This is a genomic window from Methylomonas sp. ZR1 (assembly GCF_013141865.1).
Lineage (GTDB): Bacteria > Pseudomonadota > Gammaproteobacteria > Methylococcales > Methylomonadaceae > Methylomonas.
Map to the genome: position 1 here is coordinate 3,617,590 of NZ_RCST01000001.1, position 14,421 is coordinate 3,632,010.

Genomic DNA, 14,421 nt, shown 5'->3' on the forward strand with positions numbered 1-14,421 from the left:
TGCTCAATCTCCCAACAATTTTCGCTTAAGGCGGATGCTCGCCATGTCCTCGATATTCTTGCGCTCCTGCACGCCAAAACGGCGCTCGGCAAGCCCGAGATAGGCGGGATTTGAAAAGTAGGTTTGCCATGCCTGATCACGGAAACGCAACACATCCTCCGAACGCAAATACTTAGTCGGCAACGGTTCGCATTCATACGACAGGAAGGCAAAGCCTTCGTAAGTCTCGGGCAGTTTCCAGCCGTTGCGTTTGGCAATATGGTACATAGGACTGCCCGGCAAGGCCTGACAAGGATACATGTTGGCCATCTCGGTATTGAGCTCGATGGCAAGATCGAGCGTTTGCTGCATCGTTTCCAGCGTATCATCCGGGAAGCCGAAGATATAGTTGCTGATAATGCTGATGCCGGCATCGCCAATCGTGTCGCACACGTCACGGATATTGACTTCCTTGAACGACCCCTTGGAAACTTCTTGGCGCACCATTTGATTACCCGCCTCGATGCCCAATGCCAGCCAATTTACGCCGGCGCGTTTAAATAAATCGAGCGCATCGCGCCTGACGGTATCGACGCGGGAATAAGTCCACATGTTAAAGTCGAAACCTCTATCGACCACGTTTTGCAGTATCGGCTCGTAGTACTTACGATTGAGGAAGAACATTTCGTCGCTGATGCGTAGTGTGCGAACGCCAAGCGTCGCCAGTTTTTCCATTTCGCGAATTACCCAGGCTGGCGACCAGAAACGCATGCCGCGGGAGTGCGAGGCATCAATGCCGGCGCCGTTATCGGACCGATTGACAATGTTGATCATGCAGAAATCGCAACCGAAATTGCAACCTAGCGAGGTGTAAATAGCCGCGAACGGTGTGCGTTTGTCGTGGCTGAACTCTGCATGCCAGAAATGCGCCCGATAAAGATCGAGTGGTTTTTCGCGGTAAGGCAGCAAATCCCAGGCATAACCCGGCAGGTCTTCGTCCATTCGTTCCTGCGGCACCACGGACTGAGGTGGGTTGAGCACGGGCAAAGCCGAAGAGCTTTGTTTATAGCCGATGCCCTTGACATGCGCCAAGTCGCTCTTGAGATTGCCTTTCAACAGGTTGTGCAATGCGTAAACACCTTCGTTGAGCAACACAATATCGACGCACTCATGAGCCAGAACGTCTAGAGGCAAAGCGCTCGTATGCGACCCAACAAAGGCAATCGGCGTTTGATTACCAGCAGCATCCTTAAACGCGCTAGCCAAGGCCAATGCGCCGATCATACTGGTTGTTCCGGAATTGGGGTTTTGCCCGTAAACAACAAACACTACCAAACGGGGGTTGAGCTCATCAATGCGCTGAACCGATTGTTCAAGCGTCAAACGCTCAGCGTCGCAATCCATTAAGGCTACATCAAATCCCTTGCTTCGGCATGACTCCGCCAGTAAAAGTGCCCATGTAGGGGGCTCGATAGCTGAATAGGTTTTAGCGAGATCCTGATAAGCCTTAGTAGACGAATCGGGGTTTATGAACAATACATCCATCTAGTATTTAATTATTATGTGAGACTAAGGTCTGTTGCGACTCATTTAGGTAACCGAAAAAACATAATCTAAAGCAATTCTGCTTATGTAATTGCGCTTCAATTTCTACGGCATCAATTGTTAAACGTTGTAAAAAAGCCTTTTCAGAAAAGACCGACTTGTACACGATAAAACACCCTTCCACTACCTGCCGAAGCGGTCGTAATGTTATGTATTACGGCACATCCACCCACTTCTCTTTAAAGTTGATAACTCAATCTATTTAATTATTCGGATCGACGTCAAGCCAATAATAGCATCATTGACTAGCTTCTGACACCAGTTGATTTAAGACCCCGTTAAAAACACAATTCAGTCAGAAAATCACCCTCAAAACACAGCCTAATCATTAAAGTTTACTCATCGACAACAAAAAATCAATAACTTGTCGACAATGTTTTGTAGTAACCATACTTATGGATACTCAACGTCGAAAATAATTTCAACCGCCTGCTGAAAAGGCGATTATCATGAAGATAAAAGTTACGTATTTGACCAGAAAATCCCCATGAGCCAAGCCTAATAAATACAAAATACTTTATCTCTTAATATTTTATTTATTCCACACATTATTAAGAGCTTAAAATGTTTTTTGTAAAAAAGCAATCTACGTTGCCAACCAATTTAATAAGAGCCATGACTTACTTCACTAGATACAACCATGATCGATCAGCCTTGAATCGTCAAAATTAACCAAGCATATTTGTACAACGAGCCTAGACCATATGAACTCAATCTCGCCCGCTTCCACCTACACCCCGGCAAGAGACAGTTTTAAGTTCGAAGGCTTCTGGCGATTAAAACAGAAAAAATGACCGTATCAAAATCCATTCTAACGGAATTGTTCGAGGCCTTACTCAGGCTATCAATAACCTGAGGATCTCACTAGTGAAAACAGCCTGCTGACGCAACACCCCCAAAACCAAACGCCCTCGTGCTCGCGAGATCGAGCATAGCACGCAAATCGTGCCTAGCTTCAGAATGACGTAAGCGATTGGCGTAGCGTACCATCATGCCCGACAATGGCATCGAACAATCAAGCCCCCAACCAGGACAACTGGCATTTTCTCGCCTATCCACGAGAGTTATTACGTTCGATCCGCCGACAATCCGGCACATTGTATTGCTCAGCATTATGTCGGCAGGCTCGGAATTGCAAGCTGCGTTGCCACCACTCCCCTTATCGGGCGTGTTTGACGCGGAAGGCATTTTACAGCGACTCACAACCTCCTTTCCAGCCTGACGCCAAACTGGGATTTCGAAACCGCTCTAGTGTTTTTTGTTGGCTGATCGCGGTGCAGACCCATGCCGTTCCGAGACCGGGAAAGTCACTCGCTGCAATTACACGTCGCCGATCATTTGCTGGTAATGATTGACGTATACCCCCTAAGCTACCCGACTCTTCCGAAATCGCCGACGCTCGACAGCAATTGCCGCACATGCTTCCAGCGTTTTCGGCCCGGCATAACCTATTGGCGATTGCATGGCAAACCCAGACTTTCCGCCTCCCCGCGACGAGCCTGCACAGCCACAAGACCTGATTATCCTACTTTCAGTCACCCCCAGTCGCACTTCGCGTTGACGGCCAAGCACTTGGCAATACCTGCCAAATAGACCACAACCATCACCTGCGTTTCCGGCACCGGCAAAACCACCCGGATCAACTCACTCATCAGGCTGATAGCACCGAATAGCAGCACCATTTGGATTGACTAGGCGCACTGACTGCACTTCCGGGATGGCGAAAAAGCATTGCTTATATTCCAGAGGAAATACTGATTCAGGCCAGCACCTTCCGCGACAATCTGCTCTAGAGCAACACTGCACTGACCGACGATGAAATCTGGAGCATACTCGAGCGATCCGCCTCGTCCTGACTTATCGAAAAGCTATCGCTTGACCTGAATACCTCCATTGGCGAACGAGGCATCAAGCCTTCCGACGGGGAGCCGCAGGGCCTGGCGCTGACTCGCGCCCCGCACAGGCGCAAGGCAATACTGACAGCCAGCCACCAACATGAAGAGCTGGGCCGGTTTGATCGACGGCACGGCAAAGATGGCGGACGGCAAGATCGAAGCCTAGCGCCCAGCTCCGTGCCATAGCTTAAATACGACACTGTAGGCCCGCTCCGCCCCACCTCTGCGCAACGACTGACGTCGGCTTACATCGTCTGGGTATAGCTGAGCATATCGGTGTTATTGGCGGGGCGGGAGGTGCCGAAAGTCTTCGGCGACTATTTCTATTCGGAACGCTGGACTTTCCACCTTGCTGCCGCGCACCAAAACCTCCACCAACCCGGCATTGGCGCAGAGCCACTTGCTGACCGTTTCGTTGGCAATCGTGCTCGGCACAGCCCCTGCACTACCACTTACTGAGGCCGCCCCCCTATCCCTACAGATATTCGCGCGCCTTTAGAAGGCCGGGGATTTTTACAGAGAGGCAAACCCTTAAATATACTGCAAAAACCTTCAGCGCCTTACCGGTCGCCAGCACCGCACTAAACACCGCCCCCAGCGCAAACAGCGTATTTTTTCCTGAGGCGGAACTGATGGCATGCCGGGTAATGTTGCGCAGAGACTGTCAACGGCGCGCGTATTACCCTTGGGAGTTTTCGACCACAGAACAAGCTTCGGCTTTGTCTAGCTCGAACTGGCCGCCCGCCAATTCAAAACCCGGAAAAAGAAGGCTAATTTCAAACTAAGAACCAGACGACTTCAACGGGAAATATTCATCAATAGACTTATGCAGCAAAACAGTAGCCAACTCGAAACCGCGCCATCCAACGCCTAAAAGCATAAAATTCCAACCGCGCTTAATAAGCACATGAAATAGCCGTCCTCATTTGTTGTCCTTTTTCATTAGACACCGAAGCACGCGACACAGAAATAGAGAGCAATCATTGTAAATGATGACTTTCTTTTGACACTTTATCACTCATAGCAACCGCCTTTGAATGATAAGTTATTGAATTTATTGGGGTGAACGATGGGGCTCGAACCCACGACAACCGGAATCACAATCCGGGACTCTACCAACTGAGCTACGCTCACCATAATGATGATTTTTTGCGATGGCACGCTTGGCAGGACTCGAACCTGCGACCCTCGGCTTAGAAGGCCGATGCTCTATCCAGCTGAGCTACAAGCGCAAATCTTGGTCGGGGTAGAGAGATTCGAACTCCCGACATTCTGCTCCCAAAGCAGACGCGCTACCAGACTGCGCTATACCCCGAATTGACCTTCTTATTATCCCGAAGAGCAGAAGCGCTCCAGAAAGATGACTATGATAAAGACATTGATTGCTTACGTCAACAGATTTTTTCAAACTGATCTGATAAACCGATTTTGAGCCTCAAATAGTTGGCACAAAAAATCCCAAAAAAAGCTTTTAAACTCCCAATAATATGTCCAGCACCGCAAAGTATTAAGCAACAATACACTCCAACCCATCCACTTTTTGGAAACCACGCGGCAATGCTGTGCCACGATTCGCACGATTGCCAGTGTATTGGGCAATATCCATGGCTTTCAGGGTGACATGCCGCTTGCCGGAGACGATTTTCAATTCGCTGCTCGCCGACAACGCCGTTACCGCTACCACAGCATCCTTACCGGAAACCAAGTCCCCGCCAGGAATCTGAATTAGTTTATTACCCTTGCCTTTCGCCAACTCGGGCAGATCCAACGCTGGAAATATCAACAATCTACCCTGGAAGGTCGCAACCGCCAGCAAGTCGTGACCAGTTGGAATCGGCGCCGGCGTTAAAACTTTGGCGCCAGTTGGCAAGCTCAACAACGCCTTCCCAGCTTTATTTTTACTTTGCAGCTCTTTTAACTGCACTCGAAAACCGTAACCGGCATTACTGGCAATCAATAACCAATCTTCGGGTTGCCCAGTAAATACATCGGTAAACAAACTACCTGGCGGCGGATTAAGCCGACCGGTCAGCGGTTCACCCTGACTCCGTGCAGAGGGCAAATCATGAGTCGTAATGGTATAGACTCGGCCGGTGGAGTCCAATACATACGCCGATTGAGTGGTCCGGCCTTTCGCTGACGATAAATACGCATCGCCGGCGCGATAGCTCAAACTTTCGACTTCTATATCATAGCCTTTGGCCGCCCTGATCCAACCTTTTTGCGACAAGATAATCGTCACCGGTTCATTCGCAATCAGCTCAGTGGTATCCAGGGCCTGAGCCGCATCCCGCGCAACGATGGGCGAACGCCGATCATCGCCGTATTTTTCCGCATCGCGTTCGATTTCCCTGCGGATCAGTCGATTCAACAAGCGTTCAGAGCCCAAGGTTTTTTCCAAGGCCTGTCTCTCCTGCTCAAGTTCGTCCTGTTCACCGCGAATCTTCATTTCCTCGAGCTTGGCCAAGTGCCGCAATTTCAGCTCAAGGATCGCTTCCGCTTGCAGATCGCTGAGGCCAAACCGCGCCATCAGAACCGGCTTAGGATGATCTTCGCTTCTAATAATCGCAATCACTTCGTCGATATTCAGATAGGCAATTAGCAAACCTTCCAGAATATGCAAACGCGCCAGCACTTTATCCAAACGATATTGCAGACGACGACGCACAGTTTCGGTTCTAAAGCTGATCCATTCAGACAAAATCATTCGTAGATTTTTGACCTGCGGCTTACCGTTCAAGCCGATCATATTCATATTGACCCGATAATTTTTTTCCAGGTCAGTCGTGGCGAATAAATGCGACATCACCGCATCGACATCAATACGCTTGGTCTTGGGAATAACTAACAACCGTGTCGGATTTTCATGATCGGATTCGTCGCGCAAATCCTCGATCATTGGTAACTTTTTCGCCAGCATTTGCGCGGCAATCTGCTCCAGCAACTTAGCGCCGGAGACTTGATGCGGCAAAGCCGTGATGACGATATTGCCGTCTTCCAGCTCGTATTTGGCACGCATTTTTATCGAACCGTTGCCGGTCGCATACATTTTTTGAATATCGGCGCTAGCCGTCACAATCTCGGCATCCGTTGGATAATCCGGTCCTTTGATATGCGTCAGCAAGTTTTCGAGTGGCGTTTCCGGATCGTCCAGTAATTGCAGACAAGCATTGGCGACTTCGCGAAGATTGTGCGGCGGAATATCGGTTGCCATCCCCACGGCGATACCCATCGTGCCGTTCAGCAGCACATTCGGCAAGCGGGCCGGCATGAGGCTGGGCTCTTTTAAGGTGCCGTCGAAATTGTCGGTCCAATCTACCGTGCCCTGCCCCAATTCGCTAAGCAAGGTTTGCGCGTAAGCGGTCAGCCGTGACTCGGTGTACCGCATGGCGGCAAAAGATTTTGGATCATCCGGCGAACCCCAGTTGCCCTGGCCGTCAATCAAAGGATAGCGGTAAGAAAAGTCCTGAGCCATCAACACCATGGCTTCGTAACAAGCCGAATCGCCATGCGGATGGTATTTACCCAGCACGTCACCGACGGTACGGGCCGATTTTTTGTATTTGGCCAACGCCGTTAGGCCCAACTCGGACATCGCGTACACAATACGGCGCTGTACTGGCTTTAGACCGTCACCGATGTGCGGTAAAGCCCGATCCAAAATTACATACATGGAATAATCCAGATAAGCTTTTTCGGTGAATTCTTTTAGCGGGAGTTGTTCGAAGTTTTCCTGTACACCCATGGTTTTGCGAGTAATCCTGTGTTGAAAGCCGCCGAACCGCGACGAAATAGAGGGCGGCTAAAATACCACAGTCGTAGCATGATGGGTGCTGGACATTGGCCTTCTCTGGGTGGATTCGATGAATCAACCCAAACAAAGCCAAATTCGTTGCGTGCTGGTCAAGAATTTTAGCCACTCCAAGCCGGCATCACGTGACACCGACAAACTTGCCAGCTATCCAAATCATATACGCTTTGCCATGCGTAGTTAACCTTTCGGGGAAGAGGTTATGCCCGGGCACGGCACGCTAGGCCAACTAATGACTACCACCATCCACCGGAACAAGCTCGCCGCTGACGTATCAATAATTAAAGTACAACTCGTTCCGGCGCTTGTTCGCCTAACACCAAGGCGATGCTCCGCAAGCCATGGAGCTTGCAGAACATAATAACAATCATCGACTAGCGCTAACGATGACGCCCTAGGTGACTCCACTCCAATCCGCAACATTCTCCAGCCTGCGTGCCATCCCCGTGCACCGAGGCATCACGGGCCGCAACTCCGGTGTCGGCAAAGTCGGTAAACAAGCCATCCACACCTAAATCATAGTAATAGGTCATTTCCTGTTGCGGATCGGCGAAACCGTAGCCGCTAGCGTCGTTGCGGAACGTCCAGGTGTGCACCAGCAAGCCTTTGTCGTGGGCCATTTCCACTACGCCGGTGCTGCCTTCGACAATTCGGTCGTTAATGTTTATTTTGCCGTCGCCATTGCGGTCAAAATCGACGGCTACGGTTTTTACCAGATACGGTTTCCAGGGACCGACAGCATCGGCATAGGATTTAACAAAATCCAGGCCGTCGCTGCTCAGCAAATCGGCGAAAGTACGTTGATCGCCTTTTATTACAAAGTCATAAGGCTGCTTGTAAGGTGTGACCAGCGATATTGAGCCGTCGGCGTTGACGTCGTCCGCATCGATCAGCTGCACCAATTTGATGTCGGTCTTACGGCTCAAATATTGCAGATTGCTGACTTCAAACGACTGGATGAACACCGGTGCGCAAGCGCTATTGCCGTATGCCTTATGCAGTTTTTTCAGCAGTTTATCTTCGAAAAAATTCTTACCAAATAACGGCTTACCCTTAGCGTTCTTCAGTTCGGCGTGATAAGTGGAATGCTTGATTTCAGGATAGATGCCAATGCGGCGGCCGGTTTTTTCGCTTTGCTGCTTGGCCAGCGCAATCACTTCGTTCAAGGTTGGGATTTCAAACTCGCCGTCATAAGAATTATCCCGGCCGCGGGTTTGGATGGCGCGCAGGGTTTTGATTTCTTTCAAAGTAAAGTCGCTGGCAAACCAATCAGTCACCGCTACGCCATCTAACATCCGGGTGGTTTTGCGATCCGCAAATTCCGGGTGGCTGGCTACATCGGTAGTGCCGCCTATGATGGGTTCGTGACGGGCGATCATCTGACCGTCTTTGGTCAGCACTAAATCGGGCTCGATGAAATCGGCACCCAATTCGATAGCTAATTGGTAGCCGGCCAATGTATGTTCCGGGCGATAGCCGGACGCACCGCGATGGCCAATAACCAGCGGGCCGGCACTAGCATGTTCGTGATGTTCGCTGTGCGGCAGTGCCTGGGCAGTGTTTTGCGTACCGATTGCAGCCAGCATGGCCATAGTCAATAACGTGGGTTTCAACATGAATAAAGTCCTTATTTTGCTTGAAGTTAAATGGCTTAACCAGAGAAATTGCCGGGCGGCAAATACCCCCCGGCAACTTGGCTTTAGTCGTGATCGCGGTCGTGATGATCCTGCTCGCGTTCACGTTCGGCTTCCGCCGCAAGAGTTTTGCTGAAGACCACGGCGCCGTCGATGTCCTTAAAATCCACCGTCATGGCGCGGCTTTTCTTGTCGATATGCACTTCGCCAAAAAATTGCAGGCCGGCGTAAGGCGACAGATTGGCTTGGCCGGCTGGCGGCGCTTTGGAGAAAACCACTTGCGGACCAAATGTACCGTCGGTACTGTTGGGCCCGAAGGAACCGGCATTTAACGGACCCGCGACGAATTCCCAGAACGGTGCGAAGTCCTTGGATGCCGCTTTGGCAGGATCGTAATAATGCGCGGCGGCATAATGGACATCGGCAGTCAGCCAAACCAGGTTGTTGATTTGCTCATGCTTGATAAAACTCAACAAACGAGCCATTTCCAGTTCACGACCCGCTGCCGGCCCATCATTGCCGTTGGCTACGGCCTCCCAACGCGCTTGGCCTTGGGCCGTGTTACCGTCGCCGATATTCAAACCAATCGGCATGTCGGCGGAGATGACTTTCCAGGTGGCTTTGGAGTGTTTCAATTCGTCCTGCAACCAAGCCATTTGCTCGGCACCGAGGAAAGCGGTTTCGGCATTTTCTTGAGATTGCAGATTGGCGGTGTTGGGGCCGCGATAGCTGCGCATATCCAATACAAATACATCCAGCAGCTTGCCGTAAGAAATTTTGCGATAAATCCGTTCGGATTCTTCGGCGTCGTGCGGACGCAACGGCGCATACTCCAAGAAGGCTTTGGTGGCGTGAGCAATCAACGTCGGTACATTTTTTTCGGTGTAGCGCGGATCGGCGCTCAGGTCTTTGGAATCTGACCAGTTATTCACCACTTCATGATCGTCCCACTGCCAGATTTGCGGCACTTCGGCATTGAAGCGGCGAACATTTTCGTCTAACAGATTGTACTTGTAGCGGCCACGGAACTCGTCCAAGGTTTCAGCGACTTTGCTCACTTCCGGCGTGACCAGGTTAGTCCAAGTCTGGCCGTTCTCGGCCAGTTTACTCTCCGGAATCGGCCCGTCCGAATACACGTTGTCGCCGCTTTGAATGAAAAACTGCGGCTGAACTTGGCGCATGGCTTCATAAATCTTCATACCGCCAAAGCTTTCGTTGATACCCCAGCCTTGGCCGGCGGTGTCGCCGCCCCAAACAAAACGAATATCGTCGCGCTTGCCGATATTATGGAAATGGCCAACCACCGGTGCGCTTTTGCCGCGAGCATTAGTCAAATCTTCAAACCAGACTTTGACATACACATCTTTTCCATCAGCCAACCCGGTCAAGTCCTGGCGGGCGGTAAAGTCGGTTTCTGCCAAGGCATACGGGCCGCGGACACTAATCGCGTCCTTGAACTGCGGGTTATAAGCATATTTCAGCATCATACGCGCCGGGCGATCTGCGCGGCTCCAAACGATAGCGCGTCCAGGCGCTAAATCACCGATCTGAATACCTTGCTCCATTTGCGGCACAGCATCGGTTTCCGCAAATACCGGCGTGTTAAGCGTTAACAAGCCGGCTATTGCCAGTGCCAGTTTGGTTGGCTTTATGAATTGCATTGTGACTGCTCCTAAGCGTTGTGAAGAGGCCGGGATTATAGGCAGCGGTAAATGACAATCTGATTAAGGTCCGCAGAGAAGATTTGCAGCGGATTCCGGCGACAGAGAAGCTTTCCGTTTGCTAGGTACCAGGCGGGCGCAGCCCAGCGCGTTTTGTGACGTGCTTCGCATTTAGGCACGGTTGTTGCTAAGCAACATTTTGCCTTTCGCTTTTTATTTCAATTAGTTACGATTGGTCTATTATTGATACTCCGTTAAAGCTCGGCGCTTGGTTCACGGGTGGATTAACAATTGCTTAGCTGCCAATAACGGCACACGTAAGCAGCCCGGCAAGTTGTTTTACCTAGCGCGCATACCAACATGCCATTCAAGCCGACATGACTAAACAGTCATCGGTGTATGCCAGCTATAGCATTAATAACTATAACAATAGCAAGCAAGAGGAAGGAATCATGATCAAACCCGGCAGTACGCGGCGTGGAGCCAAGTCCAAACAACTGAATCGTTTATTGACGATTCCAGTATCCCATATCAGCGAATTAGTACGTTGGATGCTCGACTACGGCGGGGTGCCGTACCGGGAAGAAGGTAGCGTGCCGATGCTGCATTTACCCGCCTTCTTGTTGGCGGGAGCCGATGCTAAGGCCATGCCGGTGCTGATCACCAGCGAAGCAACCTTATGTACCATGCACGAATCGCTGCAATACATCGACGCCCGTTTGCCCGCCGAACTGCGGCTGTATCCGCGCGACGAGAAAGGCAAGGCGGAAACCGAACGCTTGCTGGCCTTGCTGGTGGACAAATTAGGCTTGGCGACACGCAATTACGGCTATGCGATGTTGCTGCCACACAAAGAAACCGTGCTGTCGTTCTGGCAGCAGCGGGTGCCAGCCTGGCAAAAATGGTTAGCCGAACGCGCTTATCCGCTATTGGCTCAAGCCATGGAAAAATCCCTACCTGCCGATCCCGGACAAATCGAACCCTGCAAACAACAAATCGAGGCGATCTTTTCGGAGCTGGACACTCTGCTGGCCGATGGCAGAACCTATTTGCTGGGCAACCAGCCCAGCATCGCCGATTATTGCCTGGCAGCACTGTCCGCACCAGTGCTGTTGCCGGCCCAATTCGGCGGCGTACAGCCTAGCAAAGCAGAATTACCGGCCGCATACCAGGCTTTTGTCGAGCAATTGGCAGCTACCCCCACCGGCGCCCTGGCCTTGAAAATGTACCGTGAGCACCGGCCCGCGCCGGCACCCATCCCAGATCATCACCCCACGTCCACGACCCCGCAAAATATCGTCAGCTATTACCTGGCGCGTGGCGTCGCGATGCTGACCGGCGCCACGGTGCAACGTTGGCTATTCGGATTGTTACGAAAACATAAACCGGTATTGGTCCTGGGCAAACGCGCTTTGGTGACTCGTGACAGCGATGTCCGCGAAACGCTGGCTCGAGATACCGAGTTTACGATTGCCGAGATCAACGCGCCCAATATGCAGCGTCTGAACGGGCCATTCTTTTTGGGGATGGATCGTTCCGAAGCCTACAGCAATGAGCAAGGCGCGCTGCGCCGGGTAATCAAGCCCGGCGAAGACCAATTGATTCGCCGCATCGTCCGCCAACATTGCGAGGACATGATCCAGGCTGCGCTGCCGGTGGGCCGAATCGACATGGTGTCGCAATTGACCCGACCGGTAGCGCGGCGTTTTATCCGCGATTATCTCGGTGTGCCGGGGCCGGACGAAGTGACGATGATGCGCTGGATGCGCTCCCTGTTTCACGACCTGTTTTTAAATCTCAGTAATCAGCGCAGCATACACATCACCGCCGAGCAGTCTTTCCAAGAAATGGGGCCGTACCTGTTAAATCTGATCGCGGAACGCCGGCAGCGCATCAAGCAAGGCGAGCAATTTGAAGATTTTCTATCGCGTCTCATCAAAATGGGCATGGATGGCGAGCACGATCTGGACGACGACGGTATCCGCCGCAACATCTCCGGCTTGATTGTTGGCGCTTTGGATACCACCTCGATGGCTACTACCTTGATTGTCGAGCAATTGCTTAGCAAGCCCGATGTATTGCAACAGGCCAAACAGGCTGCCGATGACGAAGACAAGCTATTGCATCTTTGCTTCGACGTGTTCCGTTTCAACACCATGGCGGCGGCCATGCGCCGGCATTGTAAAAACGGCGCGGAGATTGCCGGCGTGAAGATTCCGCCCGGCACCGAAGTCTTCGCCTTTACCGCCTCGGCGATGTTCGACGAGAGCGCTTGGCCGGAGCCATTTACTGTGCGTGATGATCGCGCGCTGGATCGCTATATGCACTTTGGCGATGGTATGCACCGCTGTTTTGGTGAATACATCAATCGCATCCAAATCCCGACCTTGGTAGCCAGTTTGCTGCGCTTGAACAACTTAAAAATAAGCCGCGGCATCTTGTACGATGGACCGTTTCCCGATCAATTTGTCCTGAGTTTTGATCGGTAACTTTTTACCAGCACGATAATAATTTCAAGAGGACGTGTGTATGCAACAAAACCCCATGACCGTTATCACGGAAATATTGCCGGACCAGCTACAAAAGCTGGAAGCGTATCTGGCGCCGATAGGCACGGATATTAAAAACAATCCGGTGATTAAATTTTCCAATTATCAACAGCTGCACTATTGCACTTTTTTCGTCATTCCCGGCAAACATCCCTCCGAGGTCGAAACTGGCGAGCCCGCCCTGCTGGCGTTTGAAGCCAATATCGACGGCGAGGTGAAGCAATTTATCAACGACCTGATTGCTGGCAATCCGGAGTTTGTGAATACCGTTTACGGCTGTTGCAAGGATTATCCGGGCAACAACGCCAGCCAACTGGCTGACTATCTATTAAAGAACGACCATGGCGCCAATGCCTTTTACGTCGCCCATCCCGGCCAAACGCGCAATACGATTGTCGAGCAGCGGCAAATCCGCGAACGCATCGAAGCCTATATCGACGCCAATCGCGCGGAACTGGCGGCCAAGCAACCGGCCGAAATTCACGCCGACATCGTCAAGCATCTAGGCGCCATCAACAAACCCACCCCGCAACCGTTTTTAAACAGCGCCGGACAAATGATCTTCAACGGCTTACTGGCAGCGTTGGGTATTTTATTGGTCGGCGGCTTCTTCGGCGTGTTTGGACCGCTGGTGGAGTTTTTGGCGGTACTGGCACTAATAGCCGGCGTCGCATTCGCAGTGCTGTTGCGCTGGAACGAAATGCGCGATAAGCAGGACGACAAACCCTGGACAGTCTCCGAACAGATGCAAGCCATCCAGCGAGTGGAAGACCGGCAATTACAAAACCATCTGACCAGCGTCATCGAAATCAAACCCGGCTGGTTTCGGTTGACCACTTTAAAAATAGTGCTGGCCGGCATCAATCTAGTTGCCAAACTGGTGGCGACCAAAGGCGACCTCAGCGGCATCGTCACCATCCATTTTGCCCGCTGGGTGATTCTGCCCGGCAATAAACGCCTGTTGTTCATGAGCAATTACGACGGTAGCTGGGAAAACTACCTGGGCGAATTTATCGACCACGCCAGTGTCGGCTTGACCGCCGTTTGGAGCAACACGCAATTAGGCAAGGACCGGGGCTTTCCGGATACCCAATGGCTGGCCTTGCGCGGCGGCTCCCGCGACGAGCAGCGCTTCAAAAATTTCGCCAGAAACAGCCAGCTTGCCGAGTTGGTTTGGTATAGCGCCTACATCGATTTGTCCGTGAAAAATGTCGCCAATAACCGGGCGATACACGAAGGCTTGTTTTCCACGACCAATCTGGCTGCTTGGCTGAGATGCTTATAAAA

7 protein-coding genes and 3 tRNA genes are annotated in these 14,421 nt (G+C 51.5%); 3 read left to right on the forward strand and 7 right to left on the reverse strand.

The genetic code is table 11. The features are described 5' to 3' along the window. Nucleotides 1–3: 3 nt before the first annotated feature. The 5 genes from DDY07_RS16365 to parC form a co-directional block, all read right to left on the reverse strand. On the reverse strand, nt 4–1,524 hold the full coding sequence (locus DDY07_RS16365) for a radical SAM protein (protein ID WP_101052016.1): 1,521 nt from the start codon (nt 1,522–1,524) through the stop codon (nt 4–6). 3,013 nt (nt 1,525–4,537) lie between these two features. After that, a tRNA-His gene (locus DDY07_RS16370) sits at nt 4,538–4,613 on the reverse strand. Between the two features lie 21 nt (nt 4,614–4,634). Continuing rightward, nucleotides 4,635–4,711: transfer RNA gene (locus DDY07_RS16375), tRNA-Arg, on the reverse strand. A 6-nt stretch (nt 4,712–4,717) separates the two neighbouring features. After that, nucleotides 4,718–4,794, reverse strand: a tRNA-Pro gene (locus DDY07_RS16380). A 192-nt stretch (nt 4,795–4,986) separates the two neighbouring features. Continuing rightward, complete coding sequence (parC, locus tag DDY07_RS16385; RefSeq protein WP_171696637.1) at nt 4,987–7,224, reverse strand: DNA topoisomerase IV subunit A; 2,238 nt, start codon at nt 7,222–7,224, stop codon at nt 4,987–4,989. A 118-nt stretch (nt 7,225–7,342) separates the two neighbouring features. Between parC and DDY07_RS24325 the strand changes: the two genes are divergently transcribed. After that, the gene (locus DDY07_RS24325) at nt 7,343–7,474 is read left to right on the forward strand and encodes a hypothetical protein (RefSeq protein ID WP_301539352.1); all 132 of its coding nucleotides are present in this window, start codon (nt 7,343–7,345) and stop codon (nt 7,472–7,474) included. 196 nt (nt 7,475–7,670) lie between these two features. Here the strand turns inward: DDY07_RS24325 and DDY07_RS16390 are convergent, their stop codons facing one another. Both DDY07_RS16390 and DDY07_RS16395 read right to left on the reverse strand, forming a co-directional pair. Continuing rightward, the gene (locus DDY07_RS16390; RefSeq protein ID WP_253734517.1) at nt 7,671–8,906 is read right to left on the reverse strand and encodes a glycerophosphodiester phosphodiesterase; all 1,236 of its coding nucleotides are present in this window, start codon (nt 8,904–8,906) and stop codon (nt 7,671–7,673) included. 83 nt (nt 8,907–8,989) lie between these two features. Continuing rightward, complete coding sequence (locus DDY07_RS16395) at nt 8,990–10,585, reverse strand: alkaline phosphatase (protein ID WP_171696638.1); 1,596 nt, start codon at nt 10,583–10,585, stop codon at nt 8,990–8,992. A 377-nt stretch (nt 10,586–10,962) separates the two neighbouring features. Here DDY07_RS16395 and DDY07_RS16400 point away from each other — a divergent pair, with 377 nt between their 5' ends. Both DDY07_RS16400 and DDY07_RS16405 read left to right on the forward strand, forming a co-directional pair. Continuing rightward, nucleotides 10,963–13,074 (forward strand): cytochrome P450, encoded by a 2,112-nt coding sequence (locus tag DDY07_RS16400; protein ID WP_171696639.1) that lies wholly within the window; start codon nt 10,963–10,965, stop codon nt 13,072–13,074. A gap of 40 nt (nt 13,075–13,114) precedes the next feature. Continuing rightward, complete coding sequence (locus DDY07_RS16405) at nt 13,115–14,419, forward strand: hypothetical protein (protein WP_171696640.1); 1,305 nt, start codon at nt 13,115–13,117, stop codon at nt 14,417–14,419. Nucleotides 14,420–14,421: the final 2 nt, after the last annotated feature.